The sequence below is a fragment of the Geomonas sp. genome, from assembly GCF_056994735.1.
In genome coordinates this window covers 1-1,160 of record NZ_JBXKJL010000040.1, presented here as the reverse complement: position 1 = coordinate 1,160, position 1,160 = coordinate 1, and the positions used below count along the sequence as shown (strand labels likewise).

At 61.5% G+C, this 1,160-nt stretch carries 1 protein-coding gene; it reads left to right on the top strand.

Annotated elements, in window-relative coordinates; genetic code table 11:
* Positions 1–1,089 (top strand): sigma-54 interaction domain-containing protein (locus AC11W3_RS02015; protein ID WP_484092404.1); only part of this gene is annotated, 1,089 nt, incomplete at its 5' end.
* Positions 1,090–1,160: the final 71 nt, after the last annotated feature.

Sequence of the window (1,160 nt, the reverse complement as noted above, 5' to 3'; positions counted from 1 at the left end):
GAAGCGGTAGCCGCCATCAAGGAAGGGGCGGTGGATTTCCTCACCAAGCCCCTCGACGACCCCGACAATCTCCTTGCCCTGGTTAATCGAACCATCGACGCCCAGGCGCGTGCGCGGGATTACCTCTCTCTAAAGGAATGCGAGGAGGCGGGTCTGCCACCGGAAGAGCTCATCTTCGCAGGAGAGTCGATGCGGCCGGTTCGACAGCTGGTGCACAGCGTGGCCGGTGCCATGGCGAATGTCTTGATCTTCGGTGAGAGCGGGACGGGAAAAGAGCTGGTGGCCAGGAGCGTTCATTTGCTGAGTCCACGGAGGAAGGGGGGATTCGTCGCCCTCAACTGCGCTGCGGTTCCGGAAAACCTCCTGGAGAGCGAGCTCTTCGGGCACGAAAAAGGCGCCTTCACCGGGGCCATCCAGGCACGGCAAGGAAAGTTCGAGCTGGCGAGGGGGGGCACGATCTTCCTGGACGAGATCGGCGAGATGCCGCTTTCCCTGCAGGCGAAGCTTCTGCGGGTTCTGCAGGAGCGGGTTTTCGAGCGGGTGGGCGGCAGCAAAGAGATCAAGGCGGATGTCCGGGTCATCGCCGCCACCAACCGGAACCTCCGCCAGGAAGTGGACCAGCGTCGCTTTCGCGAGGACCTCTACTACCGGCTGAACGTCTTCCCGCTCCATCTCCCCCCCCTTCGCGAGAGGGGGGATGCCATCCCTCTGCTGATCGATTACTTCATGCAACGTTTCAGCAGGCAGGTTGGCAAAGGCCTGAAGGGTGTCGAGGCCCAGGCCGTTTCCGCCATGAGAAGCTATGGCTGGCCGGGGAACGTCCGGGAACTGCAAAATGTCATGGAGCGGGCGGTGATACTCTCCACGGATGTCATCAGAGAGGCCACCCTGCCGGACGAGATACTGCGAAGAGTCAGGCCGGAAAACCTCGAGAGTCGGGAGATGCTGAAATGCGCGGAGAGGGAACTCATCGAGAAGGCGGTCAAAAGACATGGCGGGAACCGGCGCCTCGCTGCGGAGGAACTCGGGGTATCCCGGCGGACGCTCCAGTACAAACTGAAAGAGTACGGGTTGCTGGACGCGCTTTGACCTGGTGCAAATCGCCGGTCGACAGGTGCAAAGGATTGCACTTGTTTTGCCGGTCAAGGCCGGGTTTGAAA